This window comes from Bradyrhizobium sp. HKCCYLS3013 (assembly GCF_051167615.1).
In the GTDB taxonomy this organism is placed as follows: domain Bacteria; phylum Pseudomonadota; class Alphaproteobacteria; order Rhizobiales; family Xanthobacteraceae; genus Bradyrhizobium.
On the sequence record NZ_JBNPTK010000018.1, the window covers coordinates 1 to 18,336 of the forward strand.

Annotated in this window: 24 protein-coding genes; 7 read left to right on the forward strand and 17 right to left on the reverse strand. The window is 65.4% G+C overall.

Annotation, left to right across the window (positions count from 1 at the left end; genetic code table 11):
* Positions 1–602 precede the first annotated feature (602 nt).
* Together ACQR1F_RS26340 and ACQR1F_RS26345 are read right to left on the reverse strand one after the other, a co-directional pair.
* Complete coding sequence (locus tag ACQR1F_RS26340; protein WP_434838831.1) at positions 603–986, reverse strand: hypothetical protein; 384 nt, start codon at positions 984–986, stop codon at positions 603–605.
* A gap of 228 nt (positions 987–1,214) precedes the next feature.
* Positions 1,215–2,015: a hypothetical protein gene (locus ACQR1F_RS26345; protein ID WP_434914140.1), complete on the reverse strand. Its 801-nt coding sequence runs from the start codon at positions 2,013–2,015 to the stop codon at positions 1,215–1,217.
* A 114-nt stretch (positions 2,016–2,129) separates the two neighbouring features.
* On the opposite strand from ACQR1F_RS26345, the gene ACQR1F_RS26350 reads away from it, so the two are divergent.
* A complete protein-coding gene (locus tag ACQR1F_RS26350) occupies positions 2,130–3,164 on the forward strand; it encodes an aspartate-semialdehyde dehydrogenase (RefSeq protein ID WP_434884107.1) in 1,035 nt (344 codons plus the stop codon).
* Positions 3,165–3,412: 248 nt separating this feature from the next.
* Positions 3,413–3,973: a TIGR00645 family protein gene (locus tag ACQR1F_RS26355; RefSeq protein WP_434885597.1), complete on the forward strand. Its 561-nt coding sequence runs from the start codon at positions 3,413–3,415 to the stop codon at positions 3,971–3,973.
* A gap of 66 nt (positions 3,974–4,039) precedes the next feature.
* On the opposite strand, the gene ACQR1F_RS26360 is transcribed toward ACQR1F_RS26355, so the two are convergent.
* On the reverse strand, positions 4,040–4,684 hold the full coding sequence (locus ACQR1F_RS26360; RefSeq protein WP_434885598.1) for a carbonic anhydrase: 645 nt from the start codon (positions 4,682–4,684) through the stop codon (positions 4,040–4,042).
* Positions 4,685–4,785: 101 nt separating this feature from the next.
* Between ACQR1F_RS26360 and ACQR1F_RS26365 the strand changes: the two genes are divergently transcribed.
* Complete coding sequence (locus ACQR1F_RS26365; protein WP_434914141.1) at positions 4,786–5,664, forward strand: HpcH/HpaI aldolase/citrate lyase family protein; 879 nt, start codon at positions 4,786–4,788, stop codon at positions 5,662–5,664.
* Positions 5,665–5,668: 4 nt separating this feature from the next.
* Here the strand turns inward: ACQR1F_RS26365 and ACQR1F_RS26370 are convergent, their stop codons facing one another.
* The 5 genes from ACQR1F_RS26370 to ACQR1F_RS26390 form a co-directional block, all read right to left on the reverse strand.
* On the reverse strand, positions 5,669–6,040 hold the full coding sequence (locus ACQR1F_RS26370; protein WP_315800740.1) for a c-type cytochrome: 372 nt from the start codon (positions 6,038–6,040) through the stop codon (positions 5,669–5,671).
* A gap of 34 nt (positions 6,041–6,074) precedes the next feature.
* Complete coding sequence (locus ACQR1F_RS26375) at positions 6,075–6,491, reverse strand: DUF6455 family protein (RefSeq protein ID WP_434881653.1); 417 nt, start codon at positions 6,489–6,491, stop codon at positions 6,075–6,077.
* 111 nt (positions 6,492–6,602) lie between these two features.
* Positions 6,603–7,403, reverse strand: coding sequence for a hypothetical protein (locus ACQR1F_RS26380; protein WP_434914142.1), 801 nt, complete (start codon positions 7,401–7,403; stop codon positions 6,603–6,605).
* Between the two features lie 81 nt (positions 7,404–7,484).
* A complete protein-coding gene (leuD, locus tag ACQR1F_RS26385) occupies positions 7,485–8,087 on the reverse strand; it encodes a 3-isopropylmalate dehydratase small subunit (protein ID WP_315800737.1) in 603 nt (200 codons plus the stop codon).
* Positions 8,088–8,177: 90 nt separating this feature from the next.
* On the reverse strand, positions 8,178–8,576 hold the full coding sequence (locus ACQR1F_RS26390; protein WP_315800736.1) for a metallopeptidase family protein: 399 nt from the start codon (positions 8,574–8,576) through the stop codon (positions 8,178–8,180).
* A 132-nt stretch (positions 8,577–8,708) separates the two neighbouring features.
* On the opposite strand from ACQR1F_RS26390, the gene ACQR1F_RS26395 reads away from it, so the two are divergent.
* The 4 genes from ACQR1F_RS26395 (at position 8,709) to ACQR1F_RS26410 (ending at position 10,955) form a co-directional block, all read left to right on the forward strand.
* The gene (locus ACQR1F_RS26395) at positions 8,709–9,026 is read left to right on the forward strand and encodes a hypothetical protein (protein WP_434848436.1); all 318 of its coding nucleotides are present in this window, start codon (positions 8,709–8,711) and stop codon (positions 9,024–9,026) included.
* Positions 9,027–9,316: 290 nt separating this feature from the next.
* Positions 9,317–9,586 carry a hypothetical protein gene (locus ACQR1F_RS26400; protein ID WP_434914143.1) on the forward strand — a complete coding sequence of 90 codons (270 nt, stop codon included), beginning with the start codon at positions 9,317–9,319 and terminating at the stop codon, positions 9,584–9,586.
* A 94-nt stretch (positions 9,587–9,680) separates the two neighbouring features.
* A complete protein-coding gene (locus ACQR1F_RS26405; RefSeq protein ID WP_315800733.1) occupies positions 9,681–9,956 on the forward strand; it encodes a hypothetical protein in 276 nt (91 codons plus the stop codon).
* A gap of 303 nt (positions 9,957–10,259) precedes the next feature.
* Positions 10,260–10,955, forward strand: coding sequence for a hypothetical protein (locus tag ACQR1F_RS26410; protein WP_316215505.1), 696 nt, complete (start codon positions 10,260–10,262; stop codon positions 10,953–10,955).
* An 83-nt stretch (positions 10,956–11,038) separates the two neighbouring features.
* Here the strand turns inward: ACQR1F_RS26410 and ACQR1F_RS26415 are convergent, their stop codons facing one another.
* The 9 genes from ACQR1F_RS26415 to ffh form a co-directional block, all read right to left on the reverse strand.
* Entirely contained in the window at positions 11,039–11,254 is a 216-nt protein-coding gene (locus tag ACQR1F_RS26415) for a hypothetical protein (RefSeq protein WP_315800731.1), read from the reverse strand.
* Positions 11,255–11,434: 180 nt separating this feature from the next.
* Positions 11,435–11,647, reverse strand: coding sequence for a hypothetical protein (locus ACQR1F_RS26420; RefSeq protein WP_315800730.1), 213 nt, complete (start codon positions 11,645–11,647; stop codon positions 11,435–11,437).
* Positions 11,640–11,966, reverse strand: a complete 327-nt coding sequence (locus tag ACQR1F_RS26425; protein ID WP_315800729.1) for a hypothetical protein — start codon at positions 11,964–11,966, stop codon at positions 11,640–11,642. The genes ACQR1F_RS26420 and ACQR1F_RS26425 overlap by 8 nt, the downstream gene beginning before the upstream one ends.
* A 258-nt stretch (positions 11,967–12,224) precedes the next feature.
* Entirely contained in the window at positions 12,225–13,631 is a 1,407-nt protein-coding gene (gene leuC / locus ACQR1F_RS26430; protein WP_315800728.1) for a 3-isopropylmalate dehydratase large subunit, read from the reverse strand.
* Positions 13,632–14,038: 407 nt separating this feature from the next.
* Complete coding sequence (gene rplS / locus ACQR1F_RS26435; RefSeq protein ID WP_315800727.1) at positions 14,039–14,422, reverse strand: 50S ribosomal protein L19; 384 nt, start codon at positions 14,420–14,422, stop codon at positions 14,039–14,041.
* A gap of 109 nt (positions 14,423–14,531) precedes the next feature.
* Positions 14,532–15,308 carry a tRNA (guanosine(37)-N1)-methyltransferase TrmD gene (trmD, locus tag ACQR1F_RS26440; protein WP_434914144.1) on the reverse strand — a complete coding sequence of 259 codons (777 nt, stop codon included), beginning with the start codon at positions 15,306–15,308 and terminating at the stop codon, positions 14,532–14,534.
* Between the two features lie 200 nt (positions 15,309–15,508).
* A complete protein-coding gene (gene rimM, locus ACQR1F_RS26445) occupies positions 15,509–16,105 on the reverse strand; it encodes a ribosome maturation factor RimM (protein WP_434914145.1) in 597 nt (198 codons plus the stop codon).
* Between the two features lie 128 nt (positions 16,106–16,233).
* Complete coding sequence (gene rpsP, locus ACQR1F_RS26450) at positions 16,234–16,566, reverse strand: 30S ribosomal protein S16 (RefSeq protein WP_008964221.1); 333 nt, start codon at positions 16,564–16,566, stop codon at positions 16,234–16,236.
* Positions 16,567–16,704: 138 nt separating this feature from the next.
* The gene (gene ffh, locus ACQR1F_RS26455) at positions 16,705–18,252 is read right to left on the reverse strand and encodes a signal recognition particle protein (protein ID WP_434891440.1); all 1,548 of its coding nucleotides are present in this window, start codon (positions 18,250–18,252) and stop codon (positions 16,705–16,707) included.
* Between the last annotated feature and the right edge of the window lie 84 nt (positions 18,253–18,336).

Genomic DNA, 18,336 nt, shown 5'->3' on the forward strand with positions numbered 1-18,336 from the left:
GCTCAGATCCAGCGACGGGCGGTTGGTCAGAACCGCCCGTTCGCACATTCTGGCAGGTTTCGAACACACAAGAGCGCAGAGTAAGCGTGAAAACCATCGCGCAGGGAAGGCCGGGTCGGTCCGGCTGTACCTGTGGTTCCTGCCCCGTGCATTCTTTCCGCACGGGGGCCACGGGCCTCAGCCGAGGCTCGGCCTTCCCTGCGCCCTCGCTTCGGAAGAGGGCGGAATTGATCGCAACGCTCGGACGCGAAAGCGGGCGCGAGGATGAATCATCGTGCCAAAAATTCGGTTGTCGTCCGCGCGAAAGCGGGGAGCCATCCTTGCCGACGCCGATGCGAGACACGCTGGCGCGACGCGATGATGCGCCAACGGCCGCCGGTGGCTATGGATCCCGGCGTTCGCCGGGGTGACACCGAACGGGAGGTGGTAGATGCGGGCTCGCGGATGGCGTTCAATGTGTCAGCCATGTCCCCGAACGCCCGTGAGCCATCTGTCCAACGGTCGCCCGCGGCGCATGACGGAGAGAGGTTCATGGCGACCACCCCAGAAACCAAAAAGGCCGGGCGGGGCCCGGCCTTGATGATCAGATGACGCGGCCACCCTCAGTAGGGGATCGGAATCCGGGTCGGGTAGCCACCCAGATCGGACGGCGCCATCAGCGGCTGGCGGTCGATCGGGCGGTTCAGGTTCTCGCGGGCGAACGACGGATAGCCGACGGCCGGTGGGAAGGCGTAATCCGAGAACTTGCGGTCGCCGGGGAGAACCTCGGTGCCGCCGTCGAGGAAGGAGCGGCGGGTGATGTAGATGCGGGTGCGCGGGCCGGACTGGTAGGAGTAGTTCGGATTGCCGCTGCTATAGGTGGTCGTGACGCGACGCTTCGCGGGGGCGGCATCGGCCGAGGTGACGGCAAGAGACGTGACGGCAAGACCGGTCGCGGCGATCACCGCCAAGGCCTTGACCCGGGTCGCAGCAGAAAATTCAATCATCACGTCCTCTTCCTCGCGCCAAAAGGGGCGGGCGCTCGCCATGCGCATGATTTGGCCCGCACAATATCTGGGTCGGCTGTGGCATCACAAGGTCATTCCCGCGGGCGCACCGAAGATAAATTCCCGCTGTGGCGGGAAAGTTGCATCAAAATCCGTCACTTGGCTGCCGATGCGGACGCCCGAATGGGGCGTGGTCACGCCCAGCAACATACGGACGCAGGCGGACATTCACAGTGCGCCGCGCAGCCTCGGATTGGCGGTCGACGTCACCCAATCGGCGCTGCCGGTGGCGACGGCGGGTTCGTCGCAGCCGCCGCGCCGCTGATCGGACCCCGTGAACAGCTGGCTCAGGGCCCGGTGCCGGTCGGGCGCCAGCAGGGTCAGCCGGTTGAGCATGCAGCCGACCATGGCGCGGCGCGCCGGCATCGTCACGCCCTGGCACGACCAGCCGGAGATCCGCAAGCTCGGCTCGGCGATGGTCTTGAGAAAGCCGAGGCAGGCACCGGCGCCCTCGGGAGCCCCCGCCCGCCGCACCAGGCTCACCGGCCCGAACCGGCTGTCGATCACGCCGGCGGTCTCGAGCTCGGACGCGGAATTGCGCCCCATCCGGATCGCCAGATCGGCCCGGGGATCACGCCTTGCATCGCGCTCCGGTCCGAGCCGGTAGACCTCGAGCTCGGCAGCGGGGCGATCGACGGGTTCGCCCCAGCGCAACACGTCCTTGCGGCCGCCGTCGGGATGGATGAGGACGGTGTAGGTGGCGGTCCTGTCGGGCTGGTCGGTGAGACGGAGCGAGAACGCCGGCACTGCGGCGTCGGCCAAGGTCCAGCCGGCGCGTCCGGGCGTGTCATCGCCGCGGTCGAGCTGGTTCCAGCCGGCCACGCCGAGCATGGCGATCAGCGCCAGAGCCCCCACATAGGCGAACAGGCGCGCAAAGGTGCCGCAGACCTCGTCCGCGAAGCTCCTGAGCCCTTGCAGGACGGACCCGGATCGGGGCGCTGCGGCTGTTCTGGCCGAATTGGACTGCATCGAATGCGAGACGTCGTGGTAACGTTGTGTCAGGGACGTTTCTCGCATAGAAGCGCTGCCGCTTCGGTTTCCGCTTGTACGCGCGGCCGGCCTTATTTCTTCGGAGAGTGAACGATGGGTTACAAAGTCGCAGTGGTCGGCGCGACCGGCAATGTCGGACGGGAAATGCTCAATATCCTCGACGAGCGCCAATTCCCGGCGGACGAGGTCGTGGCGCTGGCCTCACGCCGCAGCGTCGGCGTCGAGGTGTCCTATGGCGACCGCACCCTGAAGTGCAAGGCGCTCGAGCACTACGATTTTGCCGATGTCGACATCTGCCTGATGTCCGCCGGTGGCTCGGTATCGAAGGAGTGGTCGCCCAAGATCGGCGCCGCCGGCGCGGTGGTGATCGACAACTCGTCGGCTTGGCGCATGGATCCCGACGTGCCGCTGATCGTGCCGGAGGTGAATGCCGACGCCGCAGCCGGCTTCAACAAGAAGAACATCATCGCCAATCCGAACTGCTCGACCGCCCAGCTCGTGGTCGCGTTGAAGCCGCTGCATGACAAGGCGAAGATCACGCGCGTCGTGGTGTCGACCTATCAGTCGGTGTCCGGCGCCGGCAAGGATGCGATGGACGAATTGTTCTCGCAGACCAAGGCCGTCTACACCAACGACGAGCTGATCAACAACAAGTTCCCCAAGCGCATCGCCTTCAACGTCATTCCGCAGATCGACGTCTTCATGGAAGACGGCTTCACCAAGGAAGAGTGGAAGATGATGGCGGAGACCAAGAAGATCCTGGATCCGAAGATCAAGCTGACCGCGACCTGCGTGCGCGTGCCGGTGTTCGTCGGCCACTCCGAAGCCGTCAACGTCGAGTTCGAGAATCCGATCACGGCGGACGAGGCCCGCAACATCCTGCGCAACGCGCCGGGCTGTCTCGTGATCGACAAGCACGAGCCGGGCGGCTACGTGACGCCGTACGAGGCGGCCGGCGAGGACGCGACTTACATCAGCCGCATCCGCGAGGACGGCACGGTCGAGAACGGCCTCGCCTTCTGGTGCGTGTCCGACAATCTGCGCAAGGGCGCGGCGCTGAACGCGATCCAGATCGCGGAAGTGCTGATCAACCGCAAGCTGATCACCGCCAAGAAGAAGGCGGCGTGAGAGGCTGACGGTGCGCCCCCTCTCCCCGCAAGCGTCCGGCCATCGCATACGACAATCGAAGTGTTGCGATCATCTGTCTCCAAGTCGTCACGGCCGGGCTTGTCCCGGCCATCCACGCGGTTAGGCGCACTGAGAACGACGTGGATGCCCGGGACAAGCCCGGGCATGACGGAATAACTAATCAGAAGGGTCATTCGCTGGGACAGTCCCAGTGGGACGACCGAGCGCTTTCTGGGTGGGGATTGTAATTGGCAGAGAGCAGCAAGACCGAGCCGGCGGAAGCATCCGTGACGGCGAAGCACGCGCCAGGTCCGCTCGAGCGCGGGCTCGAAGGCTTCCTGTTCAAGAGCCGCTGGCTGATGGCGCCGTTCTATGTCGGCCTCGTCGTCAGCCTCGCGGTGCTGTTGTTCAAGTTCGTCCTGCTGCTGTGGGAGAACATCGTCCATCTGCCCTACGCCAAGGAGAGCGACATCATTCTCGGCGTGCTCAGCCTGATCGACGTCTGCCTGACCGGCAACCTGGTGCTGATCGTGGTGTTCTCCGGCTATGAGAACTTCGTCTCGCGCATCGATCCGGGCGGCCATCCGGACTGGCCGGAATGGATGACCAAGGTCGACTTCGCCGCACTGAAGCAGAAGCTGCTCGCCTCGATCGTCGCGATCTCGGCGATCCAGCTGTTGAAGGCGTTCATGAATCTCGACGCCGGCTACGACTCGACCAAGCTCGCCTGGCTGGTCGGCGTGCATATGACCTTCGTGGTGTCGACCCTGATGCTGGCGCTGTCGGACCGCTGGTCGGGCGACCATTGATGGGCGGCGAATAGCGAGGCGCGCATGGCGAATAGGGCAGGTGAGCTACTCGCTGTTCCCCCTTCGCTATTGGCCAGCGCGCGCGCTCTTGAATTCCTTGGTCGCCCTGTCCAGCACGAACAGCGATCCCTCGGCGACGCCGAAATAGGCGCCATGGAGCTGAAGGTCTCCCGCCTCGACGCGGCTGCGCACGAACGGGAAGGTCATCAGGTTCTCGAGGCTGCGGAACACCGCGGCCTTCTCGATCCGGGTGACGAAGTCCTGCATGCTCTCATGCGAGCGCTGCTCGACGACCTCGCCGGGCTTGATGAACATCGACATCCAGCGGCCGATGAAGTCGCCGGGCGACAGCGGCGCGGCCTTGTCGACGAAGGCGCGGATGCCGCCACATTGGGCATGGCCCAGGATGACGATGTGCTTCACCTTCAGCACGGTGACGGCATATTCCAGCGCCGCCGAGACGCCATGCGCGTTGGCGTCCGGCTGATAGATCGGCACCAGGTTGGCGATGTTGCGCAGCACGAACAGTTCGCCGGGGCCGACGTCGAAGATCACTTCGGGCGAGACGCGCGAGTCGCAGCAGCCGATCACCATCACTTCGGGCGACTGGCCGCGCTCCGAGAGCTCGAGGTAACGGCTCTGTTCGGTCGGCAGGCGTTGGGTGGTGAAGGCGCGGTAGCCTTCGAGCAGGCGTTGCGGAAACGAGATCATGGATCCTGCCTAAACACATGCGGCTTCCGGGAACAAGCCTTTCGGGCCGGCTCCCGAAATGGTATCGCGGGCCGCGCCGATAAACCAAGGGAAACGCCGCAATGATCCGCCCGCGCCGCAGTCTTTTGTTCATGCCCGGCTCCAATGCGCGCGCGCTGGAGAAGGGGCGGAACCTGCCGGCCGACGGGCTGATCCTCGATCTCGAGGATTCGGTGGCGCCGGACGCCAAGGCCGCCGCCCGCGACCAGATCGCCAAAGCGGTGGCGGCCGACGGCTACGGCAAGCGGGAACTGCTGATCCGGATCAACAGCCTGGATACGGCGTGGTGGAGCGACGACGTCGCCATGGCCGGGCAGGCGGCGACCGACGGCATCCTGGTTCCCAAGGTGTCGAGCGTCGAGGACCTCCGCCTGGTCACGGATCGTCTGGCCGAGGTCGGGGCCGATCCGGCGCTGAAGGTGTGGGCGATGATCGAGACGGCGCGTGCCGTGCTCGATGCCGATCTGCTCGCGGCCACCGTGCACGAGGACGGCTCGCGACTCGCCGGCTTCGTGTTCGGGCCCAACGACATTTCGCGCGAGACCCGCATCCGCATGCTGCCGGGCCGCTCCACGATGCTGCCGATGATCAGCCACTGCATCCTGGCGACGCGCGCCCATGGGCTGGAGATTCTGGACGGGCCTTACAGCGATTTCGCCAACACCGACGGCTTCGCGCAGGAATGCATCCAGGCCCGCGATCTCGGCTTCGACGGCAAGACGCTGATCCATCCCGGCCAGATCGACGCCTGCAACGCGATCTTCACCCCGCCGGCCGACGAGGTTGCTGCGGCACGCAAGATCATCGCCGCGTTCGAGCTGCCGGAGAATGCCTCGCGCGGCGCGATCCAGATCGAGGGCCGCATGGTCGAGCGGCTGCATGCCGAGATGGCGCGGCGCACGATCGCGATCACCGATGCGATCGCGGCGGTGGCGAAGTGAGGCGTCAGATGCGGCGGAGGCTGAGGATGTAGTTGACGAGGTCGCCGCGCTGCTCGGCCGTCAGGATGACGTTCGGCATCGTCGGATGGCTGCTCTGCAGGAACACCTTGAGCGACAGCTCGGTCGTCGACGGCATGTTGGCGACCGCCACGAAATCGGGGGCGGTCGTGGTCTGGGCTCTCGCTCCGCTGGCGTCGATGGCGTGGCAGGTGCTGCACCAGGCCTCCGCCAGCTTGCGCCCCGCCTGCACGCTGTCGGCGGCCGGCGTTACGCCGCCGGCATTGTGCAGCCGGATCAGCAGCATCGCGCCGAGCGCGAGCAGGATCGCGGCGCCGACATGGAGCCAGGTGTTGCGGTGCAGATTCGGCAGGCTCATCGCATTGCTCCGCTGGATGGGAGGGAGACGGCGATCAGTGCTTGACCGCGGCGCTGCCCAGGCGGTCGATGGTCGGGGCGTTGAGGCAGTACTCCTCGTAGTGCTCGGCGCTCGTGCCGGCGGCGAGATCGCGATGGCAGCGCGGCTTGTCCTTGCACATGGCGCAGACGCGCTCCATGTCGCGCAGCACCAGCGGCTCGGCGCGCCCCAGCGCGGCCTCGTCGATGCCGAGCGCCTTCAGCATCTGCGGCAGCTCGTCGGCGGCGTGCTCGCCTTGGCGGACCAGCTCGTCGAGATCGGCCGGCGTGACCTGCAGGTCCATCGCGATGCGCTCGAAATCGTCGCGGTCGAGCTGCCGGAGCTCGCTCAGCTCACGCCGGTGCCGGAGCCATTGCGCGAACGTATCGATCAGGAACTGAACCCGCGGATAGGGCTTGGCGTCTACGGTCATGACACGTCTCCGATGATTGACCGCAATCAATCACCGGGTGGACGTGCGGACGTTGCGGTAGATCAAGCAGCAAATCGGCCCTGCGCCGGCCGCAAAGCTGCCCGGCGACGGTCAGCGCGAGGCAAATCGTTCGGCCGCCCACGCATACAGGCTGCCGGGGATCGGCGCCTCGCCGCCGCGACCCTTCGGCGAGATGTGCAGGCCGATGATCTGGGGATCAGCGATCAACCCGGAGAAGTCGGACGGATCGAAGAACGCCTTCGGCTCGGCATGCACCGCGTAGAAGCTGCGCTTCGGCAGCGCATGGCGTAGCGAGCCATGGCGGCGGGCCAGCGCCGTCAGCGCGGCCGGGCCGAAGATGGCGACGCGGATGTCCGACAGGCGGTCGGAGCCGCCGCGCAGGCGGCGCAGCGCAAAGGTGAGGCGGTGACGCAGCGACAGCCAGTTCGGCGTCAGCTCGTCCTGCGCCATCAGCGCGGTGAATTCGGCGACGATCGGATCCTCCGGCGGCAGGTAGAGCACGGAATTGCCGAGCTGCCGCGGCCGCTCCCAGGCGAAGTAGGGCAGAGCCGGATCAATCTCGACCGGCCTGAGCAGCAGCACGTCGGCATCGAGCCAGAGGCCGGCGCGTTGTGCCATCAGCCGCATCCGGAAGAAGTCGCTGAACTGCAAGGTGGTCCAATCGCGCCAGCTGCCGTCGGGCTGCGGCGGCCTGAGACGTTCGGAGAATGCGTAAGGAAGGATCGCCTCGGCCTCGGCATTGCCGACCCCGTCGGGCAGGCCGGGCAGCGGATCGAAGCTGTAGACCGTGACCTTGTGGCCGGCCGCGAGCTGCGACCGCAGGCAGGTCTGGCGCAGCCGGTCGAGCGGCCCCCGCCAGAAGGTCACGACCTCGGGCACTACACGCGTCAACGGCGGACCTGCTGGGCTGCTCTCGAAACAAGGCCCCGGACGAGGTCCGGGGCCCGTGAACTCTCGGCTGTCAGGCGGGGCTCAGGCCCAGGCGCGCTCGGCCAGCTTGGCCTCATAGCTGTCGATCGAGGCCTTCTTTTCCAGCGTCAGGCCGATGTCGTCGAGCCCGTTGAGCAGGCAATGCTTGCGGAACGGATCGATGTCGAACTTGACGGTGCCACCGTCGGGACCGCGGATCTCCTGCTTGGCGAGGTCGACCGTCAGGGTCGCGTTGGCGCCGCGCTCGGCGTCGTCGAACAGCTTGTCGAGATCGGCCTGCGACACGCGGATCGGCAGAATGCCGTTCTTGAAGCAGTTGTTGTAGAAGATGTCGCCGAACGAGGTCGAGATCACGCAGCGGATGCCGAAATCGAGCAGCGCCCAGGGGGCGTGCTCACGGCTCGAGCCGCAGCCGAAATTGTCGCCGGCGACCAGGATCTTGGCGTTGCGGTACGCCGGCTGGTTGAGCACGAAATCCGGGTTCTCGCTGCCGTCGTCCTTGTAGCGCTGCTCCGAGAACAGGCCCTTGCCGAGGCCGGTGCGCTTGATGGTCTTCAGGTACTGCTTGGGGATGATCATGTCGGTGTCGACATTGATGATCTTCAGCGGCGCGGCGACGCCTTCCAGCGTGGTGAACTTGTCCATCGGGGCACCTTCGAGAATACGGGCAGGCCGCTGTTTAGCCCGAACGGCAGGACGGATAAAGTCAAAATCCCGGTGCTATCGGCGGGATCGTCAGTCGACGGACGCCTCGATCGCCTCCATGTCGTCGTCGGACATTCCGAAATGATGGCCGATCTCGTGGATCAGGACATGGCGGACGATGTGGCCGAGGCTCTCGTCGTGCTCGGCCCAGTAGTCGAGGATCGGTCGGCGATAGAGCCAGATCATGTTGGGCAGGCGCGGCAGGTCGTCATTGCTGCGAAACGGCAGTCCCGTGCCCTGAAACAGGCCGAGCAGGTCGAACTCGCTTTCGGCCTGCATCTCGTCGAGCACCTCCTCGGTCGGAAAGTCGTCGACCCGGATGACGACGCCCTCGCACATCCTGCGAAAATGCTCGGGCAGACGCTCGAACATCTCGTGCGCCATGACTTCCATGTCGGCGAGCGAGGGGGCTTTCAGATCTGTCCACATTGCCGCCTTCTAGCCCGGCTTTGATCATCTTGCATCTTGGTTCTATGACATGTGTGGCGGAGCTGGTTGACGCAGGGGATGAAACCGGCGACCGTGACGCGCGAACTGGGGGGTGGGGGACAGATGAGGCAGATGTCGATGGTGCTGGCCGGAGCGGCGCTGGCTGCGGCGGTCGTGGTCTCGATCTCGGCGGCAGCGCAAGCGGAGCAGGCCGCCGGCGCGCGCGGCGCCGTGCAGAGTGAGGTGAGCACCGATCTCTCCGCGCAGCGCCGGCAACGACGAATCCAGATCTATCCGCGCTACGAGGGTCATTGGCAGCCCGACGTGGTGCCGCGCTTCAATCCGGGGCCGAACGCAGTTCGGGTATGCGATGCCACCTATGTTCCGGAGCATCGGCCGAGCGGCACCGTGATCGTCCCGCATATGAGTTGCATCTGGCGACGCGGCTGACTCCTGGGTCCCCCGCACTGATCGGCTCGGCAGGCGCGCACATGATCTGGTCGCGATCGATCGCGACGTTGCCCTGATGTTACCGTCCGGACACAGTGCCGATATGTCGCGCACTGCGGCGGAACCACGCGCGACATTCGGCATTCTGCTCCTGCGCAGGTCTTCATGTCCCATTCACGTCGCTCGTTCGAGACTGATCTGCGTCGCGCTGCTGCGGCCGCCATTCAGGCAACTGACAAGGCGGAATGTACGGAGCCGGACGTGATGTCAGGCGATCGAGGGAGAAGTTCATGACTGTGATGAAACTGTTGGGCATCGCGGCGGTTGGCGCCGTTCTCGTGATGGCTGCCCCCGCCGAACGCGCGCAGGCGCTGTCGCTGATCAATCTGGGCGCCGCGACCGCGGTGCAGCAGGGCACGGCGCAGGAGACCACTCAGGCGCATTGGCACGGCCGCCGGCATTGGCATCCCCGGCGCCACTATTATCCTCGGCATTACTACCATCCGCGTCATCACTGGCGGCCGCATCACTACGGACATCGCCATCACGGCCGCTGGTAAGTCGCGCTTTCCGTCCGATCGAGACAATGACCGAAATCATGCAGGCCCGCTTTGCGGGCCTGCATGTTGATGGGGGCTGGCAACGAGATTCGCCGTGAAACCATCAGTCGACAGAACCTGGTTCGGGATCGGCATTGTCACGGTGGCGATGCTGCTCGCAAGTTCCGCCGCCACCTCTCCTGTCGCCGCAGCTCCCGCCGTTACGCAGGCGCGTCAGACCGTCACGGATGCTGGCCCGCGCCGGCAGGGTCGCCGATCGAAGCCTGTGGTGGCGACGGCAGAGGTGCCGCATTATCTCGACCGTCCCACGGACTACACGCCAGCCTATCCGCCGGGACCCTTGGTTCTGTTCACGCCGTTCTACGATTGAGGCCGTGTCCGCAAGGCGCGTTGCGTTTCCTGCGTGTGGTTAGTTGCGAAGTCCCCGCACGAGCAGCACGTGAGCCGTTGTGCCGTCATCCGTGATCCTGAGTTGCAGGACGACGTAGAGGCTCCCGTGCATCTCCTTCGCCGCGACGCCACGCCGCAGATGCGCGTGCAACGTGCATCATTCATGCCGCATTCACGTCGCTATCTCTACGTTCATGATGGGGGTGCGCGAATCCACCGATCGGACGACCAGCATCGGCGCTGCATGGGTCCATCGTTGCACAGCATTCAGGGAGAAGGGACCATGATGAGGATGAAGGACCAGCGTGCTGGTCTTGCTCGTCGCCTCAGTCTTGCGGCGGCCACACTGTTTGTCTTGGCGGGCGCGTCCGGACGGCCTGCGCTTGCGATGTCGCCGGTGAGTCTCGGTGCCGGCTCCGCCACGCAGACACCTTCGGACGTGTTGGCCGTTCAGGTCCGAGGCCCCGGTGGCGGTGGCGGCGGGCATCCCGGCGGTGGTGGATTCCACGGTGGGGGCGGTGGCGGCTTCCACGGCGGTCCGGCGTTCCACGGCGGAGGCGGTGGCCCGGCGTTCCATGGCGGCGGCGCCATGTTCAGGGGCGGCGGCAGTCCCGCGTTTCATGGGGGAGGACATGCCTTCGGCGGTGGTGGCCCGCGTCCGGCCTTCCACGGTGGTGGCCCGGCATTCCACGGCGGATTCGGTCCGCGGCCGGTGTTCCATGGCGGCGGCTATCATTATCGCCCGCACTACGCCTACCGGCCGTACTTCCACCATCACCGCCGTCATTTCTACGGCTACCGCAGCTACTACACGCCGATTTATACGACGGGCTACTACTATCCCTACCGTCGCTGCCGCGTCGTCTGGACCCATTACGGGCCACGCCGCATCTGCCACTACCGGCATTGGCGGGGTCATCATTGGCGCCATCATCACCGATGGCATCATCGGCACCGCCACCATTGGCGCTACTACTGATCGTGCTTGAAGTTCGTCAAAACAGGAAGGGCGCCCAACGGCGCCCTTCTCTCATTTCAGGGGGATGGAGTGAGGCGCGACAATCAGAGCCAGTCCTTGAACTGCCAGTTCTTCACGCTCAGCTTCCACGGCACCAGCGTCTCGATGCGCCATTTGGCAAAGCGGCCGGGCGGCCAGTTCGACAACCGCCGCTCCTCCTTCGGAGCCTCCGGCTGGGCGATGATCTTGGCGGGCGGTGTCTTGCGGCGCTGGCGCGTCGCATCGCGGATGAGGTCGACGTATTCCGGCTTGTCGGCCATGTCAGGCTCCTCGGCACGTTCCTCTGCAGACGCGGCGCGTCCGGTGGTAGGATTTTGCGCCCGCGGTCCTAAGAAAGTATTGCCGAACTGCCAAGACTTCACTGAAGATTCGTACCGATCATCACGTCGTGCGCCGGAGCGCATCGTCAGGAGCAACCGACCTCACGATCACTGCGAATGTCAGGACTTTGCTTTCTTCGAGGCCAGTTGCATCCGGCTGGTCAGATCGGCTTTCTCCATCAGCTGCTTCTTGGCTTCCAATTGAGTCCTGCTCGCGAGCGCTGCCTTCTCGCTGAGTTGGCGCTTGGCTTCCAACTGATGTTTCGCAACGGCTTCGGCTTTGCTCGCAAGCTGCTTCTTGGCCTCAAGTTGCATTGATGCGGGATCAGACATTGTCGTGCTCCTTCGCAAGTCCGGGGATATGAATTTTTACGAAGTCGACTTGTTCATCCGTAAGCCCATCGAAAAGACGTTCGGCGGTCAGGTCTTCGGCCGTGAGTTGGCAATCCTTGGTAAGGCTGGGGTCCTTGCCTTGTGCAGCAAGGTCGACTTGATGTTCAAAGCCAGCCTGGCAGAGCTTGGAAAGCGCGCAGGTGATGCAATCGCTGCGATCCCGTCGCGCGCTCAAATAGCTCTTCTCTGCGATGCAGAACTCGTCGAAGTCAGGGCCGTCGTAAGGATTTTGAGGATCGACATTGAATGGATGAATCATACGATTCTCCCGCTCGACGGCGCCTAACCGATCAAATCATAAGAGACCTGTCTTCGAATTGCAACCTTGAAGAGTGCAGTCAGTAAACCGCTCGCACTGCAGCAGGTCGATGATCAGTTCGAAATAAATGGCCGGACATCCCGACGTTTCCGGCGCAAAGTTGAAGGCGTCGGCAGGCATAACAAAGGCGACGTTCGTTGACACGAACGTCGCCTTTTGAAGTCGAGCAACGCAGAAAGCGATGACCGGGCGGCTTGATCAGCGCCAGTCGCGCACGTCGACGAAGTGTCCGGCGATCGCAGCCGCCGCGGCCATCGCGGGTGACACCAGGTGGGTGCGGCCCTTGAAGCCCTGGCGGCCTTCGAAGTTGCGGTTCGAGGTCGAGGCGCAGCGCTCCTCCGGCGCCAGCTTGTCGGGGTTCATGGCAAGACACATCGAGCAGCCCGGCTCGCGCCATTCGAAGCCCGCCTTGATGAAGATCTTGTCGAGACCCTCGGCCTCGGCCTGCTCCTTGACGATGCCCGAGCCCGGGACGACCATCGCGTTGACGTGGCCGCTGACGGTCTTGCCTTCGGCGATCTTGGCTGCGGCGCGGAGATCCTCGATGCGGCCGTTGGTGCAGGAGCCGATGAAAACGCGGTCGAGCTTGATGTCGGTGATCTTCGTGCCCGCGGTCAGGCCCATGTACTTCAGCGCGCGATGCTTGGAGATGCGCTTGGCCTCGTCTGCGATCTTGTCCGGATCGGGCACCACGCCGGTCACCGAGATCACGTCCTCGGGCGAGGTGCCCCAGGTCACGATCGGCGGCAGCTTGGCGGCGTCGAGCCGGAGCTCGTGGTCGAAATGCGCGCCGTCGTCGGAGCGCAGGGTCTCCCAGTAGCGCATCGCTGCGTCCCAGGCGGCGCCCTGCGGCGCCTTGGGACGGCCGCGCAGGAAGTCGAACGCCTTCTGGTCGGGCGCGACCAGACCGGCGCGCGCGCCGCCCTCGATCGACATGTTGCAGACGGTCATGCGGCCTTCCATCGACAGCGCGCGGATCGCCTCGCCAGCGTATTCCAGCACGTAGCCGGTACCTCCCGCGGTGCCGATCTCGCCGATGATGGCGAGGATGATGTCCTTGCCCGTCACGCCGTCCGGCAGCACGCCGTCGACCGTGACGCGCATGTTCTTCGCCTTCTTCTGGATCAGCGTCTGTGTCGCCAGCACGTGCTCGACCTCGGAGGTGCCGATGCCGTGCGCCAGCGCGCCGAACGCGCCATGCGTCGAGGTGTGGCTGTCACCGCAGACGATCGTGGTGCCGGGCAGCGTAAAACCCTGCTCGGGGCCGATGACGTGGACGATGCCCTGGCGGCGGTCGAATTCGTTGTAATATTCGATGCCGAATTCCTTGGCGTTCTCCGCCAGCGCCTTGATCTGCTCGATGCTCTCCGGATCCGGATTCGGCTTGGAACGGTCGGTGGTCGGCACGTTGTGATCAACCACGGCCAGCGTCTTCTCCGGCGCATGCACCTTGCGCCCGGTGGCGCGCAGGCCTTCGAACGCTTGCGGCGACGTCACCTCGTGCACCAGGTGGCGGTCGATGTAGAGCAGGCAGGTACCGTCCTCGGCTTCGTGCACCAGATGGTCGTTCCAGATCTTGTCGTACAGGGTGGTCGGCTTCGACATGAGCGAATGCTCCCGGGAATTTAAGGTTTGAGACACGACGCGTGACGGGCACGCGCGAACAATCAGGAAGAGGCGCTGCGGCTTACAGCGCGCGCCTAAGCTCGGACGTCGCAGACGTCGCGAACCTTCCGAAGAACCGCCCGGGCAGCCGGCTATGATCGTCGATGACGACGCGGCGGCAGGCCATGCTGTTGCGATCTAGAACCATTTCAGGGCGATATATAGCACGCGGGCAAGGGAGTGCGAGATGCGTTTGCGCCCGCCGTCATTGCGAGCGAAGCGAAGCAATCCAGGGCTGAGCGAGGACTCTGGATTGCTTCGTCGCTCCGCTCCTCGCAATGACGGTGCCCAAAACAAAAAAGCGCGGGACCAGCCCGCGCTTTTCGTCAATCCAATCGAAGCAACGATTACTCGTTCACCGCGGCCTGCTGGCGGTCCTGCTTCTCGACGATGCGGGCCGACTTGCCGCGCAGCTGGCGCAGGTAATACAGCTTGGCGCGACGCACCTTGCCGCGGCGCACGACCTTGATCGAGTCGATCATCGGGGAGAGGATCGGGAACACACGCTCCACGCCCTCGCCGTAGGAGATCTTGCGGACGGTGAAGCTCTCGTTGATGCCGCCGCCGGACCGGCCGATGCAGACGCCTTCATAGGCCTGCACGCGGGTGCGCTCGCCTTCGACCACCTTCACGTTGACGATCACGGTGTCGCCCGGGCCGAACTCCGGAATGGTCTTGTTGGCGGACAGCTTGTCGAACTGCTCTTTTTCGAGCTGCTGAATCAGGTTCACGGGTAAATCTCCATCGGCGGCGCGCCCAGCCGGGTCACGCGGGGGCTGCGCTTGTTCCTGCCGTCACTTGCGGAATTGGGCGCTCCTATAAGCCAAAGCGCGAGGCTTGTCACCCGTCTGTCGTGCTTTTTGGCGCTTTTTGGCTGGTCCTGCTTTGTTCCAGGGTCTGGCGCACCTGCCATTCGGCCCACAGATCCGGCCGCCGCGCTTGCGTGAGCGCCTCGGCCTGCGCGCGCCGCCACGCCGCGACCTTGGCGTGATCGCCCGAGGTGAGCACATCCGGAATGGGACGGCCCTCGAACAGCTGCGGGCGCGTGTATTGCGGGTACTCCAGTAGGCCGTCGGAGAAGCTCTCGTCAGTGCCGGATTCGAGCTTGCCCATCACACCGGGCAGCAGTCGCACGCAGGCGTCGATCAGCACCAGCGCGGCGATCTCGCCGCCCGACAGCACATAATCTCCGATCGAGACCTCGATCAGCTCGCGCGCGTCGATGACGCGCTGGTCGATGCCTTCGAAACGGCCGCAAACGATCAGCGGGCCGGGACCGTCGGCAAGCTCGCGGACGAAGGCCTGGGTCAAGGGCCGACCGCGCGGGCTCATCAGCAGCTTCGGCCGTTCGGGTGCGACGGCGGCGGCATCGATCGCGGCGGCCAGCACGTCCGCGCGCAGCACCATTCCCGGGCCGCCTCCAGCCGGCGTATCATCGACACTCCGGTGCTTGTCGGTCGCCGAGGCCCGGATGTCGCGCGCCTCCAGCGCCCAAATGCCGCCAGCCAAGGCTCGGCCGGCCAGGCTCACGCCGAGCGGCCCGGGAAACATCTCGGGAAACAGCGTCAGCACGGTGGCCTGCCAGAGCGGGGCAGAGGGCGGAGGCGAAGCGGTCATGGCGTTCTGTTACGGCACCAGCGCGATGAGATCGAGCCCCTGCATCGGCGATGTATGCTGGTGCGGCTCCACACACCGCTGTCGTCCCGGACAAGCCGTGACGCGCACCAGCGCGTCGCGGCGCCGATCCGGGACACATACCGCGTGATTTTCGAAACCGGCAAGCGGCCAGTCCCGCGCAAGCCAATCAGCTGCGGTGGCTATGGGTCACCGCTTTCGCGGGGACGACGGGCCGAGTTTGAGGCGGCAGCGTCGCTCTCTTGTGAAGCCGAATCATCGGACGAGTCTTTGTCCTCGCCCTCAATCTCACCTGGCAATTCGATGATCACCCGCCCACCGGCGAGGTCCACCGTCGGCACCACAGCATTGGTGAACGGCAGCATCAGCGTGCTCCCGGAGGGCGGAGCGATCTCGATGATGTCGCCGGCGCCGAAATTATGGATGGCGAGCACGCGGCCGAGCGGGGCGCCTGAGGTGGTCTCGGCGGCCAAGCCGATCAGGTCGGCGTGGTAGTATTCGTCGTCATCGGTCTCGGGCAGGCGCTCGCGCGGCACATAGAGTTCGAGCCCGTTGAGCCGTTCGGCCGCATTGCGGTCCGCGACGCCCTTGATCGCGGCGACCAGATGATCCTTGGCCTCGCGCGCCTTCGCGACCTCGAACGATCGGCTGCCGTCCTTGGTCGTGAGCGGACCGAAATGCAGCACGGCCAGCGGATCCTCGGTGAAGGTCCACAGCCGGACCTCGCCGCGCACGCCGTGCGCGGCGCCGATCCTGGCGACGCAGATGAGCTTGGACATCAGAAGGCCTCGTCCTTCGAGATGGGCGCAAGGGCGCGCTCCTCAGGACGAGGCGCGAGTTCCTCATGCAAGGGAGCACGGCGCAAGCCGTGCGTCTCGAAGCATGAGGCCTCGCTCGTCAAGGGACCTTAGCCCTTGGCGGCGGCTTCGGCCTGCGCCTTGCGCTCCTTGCGCGGCACGGCCTTGATCGGGTTCTGGCGGGCTTCGCGCTTCTTGACGCCGGCGGCATCGAGGAAACGGGCGACGCGATCCGACGGCTGCGCGCCCTTGGCGAGCCAGCCCTTCACCTTCTCCATGTCGAGCTTGAGGCGCGCCTCGTTGTCCTTCGGCATCAGCGGATTGAAGTAGCCGAGACGCTCGATGAAGCGGCCGTCGCGCGGAAAGCGCGAGTCGGCGACGACGACGTGATAGACCGGGCGCTTCTTGGTGCCGGCACGGGCGAGACGAATGACGACGGACATGAAAGTTCTCCTTAGGTGTCGATGTCTTGATACGAAGTTGGATGGGTCGTCATTGCGAGCGAAGCGAAGCAATCCAGAGCGGCGTGCGCGACTCTGGATTGCTTCGTCGCTTCGCTCCTCGCAATGACGGGAGTGAGGTCATTTCTTCTTCCCCGGAGGCAGGCCGAGACCCGGCAGGGTCGGCTTGCCGCTGAGACCGGTGAGGCCCGGAAGATTGGGCAAGCCGCCGCGCAGGCCAGCGGGAAGATCCTTCGGCAAATTCGGCAGGCCGCCGGGCATGCCGCCCGGCATCTTCTCGGCCATCGCCTTGAGCTGCTCCGGCGAGGGCATGCCGCCACCGCCGCCAAAACCCATCGCCTGGGCGATGCCGGCGAGCGGGCCGCGCTTGCCGGAGCCCATAGCCTTCATCACGTCGGCCATGTTCCGGTGCATCTTCAAGAGCTTGTTGACGTGCTCGACGCTCTGGCCGGAGCCGGCAGCGATGCGCTTCTTGCGGCTGGCCTTGAGCAGGTCGGGATGCTTGCGCTCCTCGCGCGTCATCGAATCGATGATCGCGACCTGGCGCTTGAGGATCTTGTCGTCGATCCCGGCGGCGGCGATCTGGTTCTTCATCTTCGAGATACCGGGCATCATGCCCATCAGCCCGCCGATGCCGCCCATCTGCGCCATCTGCTGCAGCTGCTCGCGCATGTCGTTGAGGTCGAACTGGCCCTTGCGCATCCGCTCGGCGGCGCGCGCGGCCTTCTCGGCGTCGATGTTCGCCGCGGCCTTCTCGACCAGCGAGACGATGTCGCCCATGCCGAGGATGCGGCCGGCGATACGCGACGGATAGAAGTCTTCGAGCGCGTCGGTCTTTTCGCCGGTGCCGAGCAGCTTGATCGGCTTGCCGGTGACCGCGCGCATCGACAGCGCGGCGCCGCCGCGGCCGTCGCCGTCGATCCGGGTCAACGCGATGCCGGTGAGGCCGACGCGCTGGTCGAACGAGCGGGCGAGATTGACGGCGTCCTGGCCGGTCAAGGAGTCCGCGACCAGCAGCACCTCGTGCGGATTGGCGACCGCCTTGATCTCGGCGGCCTCCTTCATCATGTCCTCGTCCAGCGTGGTGCGGCCGGCGGTGTCGAGCAGCACCACGTCGTAGCCGCCGAGCTTGGCGGCCTCGATGGCGCGGCGCGCGATCTGCGGCGGCATCTGGCCGGCGACGATCGGCAGGGTCGGAATGTCCAAGTCGCGGCCGAGCACCGCGAGCTGCTCCATGGCGGCCGGACGGTAGACGTCGAGCGAGGCCATCAGCACCTTGCGCTTGTCGCGCTGGACCATGCGGCGGGCGAGCTTGGCGGTGGTGGTGGTCTTGCCCGAGCCCTGCAGGCCGACCATCATGATCGGCACTGGCGGCACGGCATTGAGGTCGATGGTCTGGCCGTCGTCGCCGAGCGTCTTGACCAGCTCGTCATGGACGATCTTCACGACCATCTGGCCGGGGGTGACCGACTTGACCACGGTGGCGCCGATCGCCTGCTCGCGCACGCGCTCGGTGAAGCTGCGGACAACCTCCAGTGCGACGTCGGCCTCGAGCAGCGCCCGGCGGACCTCGCGCATCGCGGCGTCGACATCGGCTTCCGAGAGCGAACCACGCCCCGTCAGCCGATCGAGAATGCCGCCAAGCCTTTCCGACAGATTGTCGAACAATGCCGTATCCTTTGCCCTTGCCGGGCGCTCGCTTCATTGCCGCCCGTCATCGCCGCGTGCTGCGGCCTATGACGACCATATAGG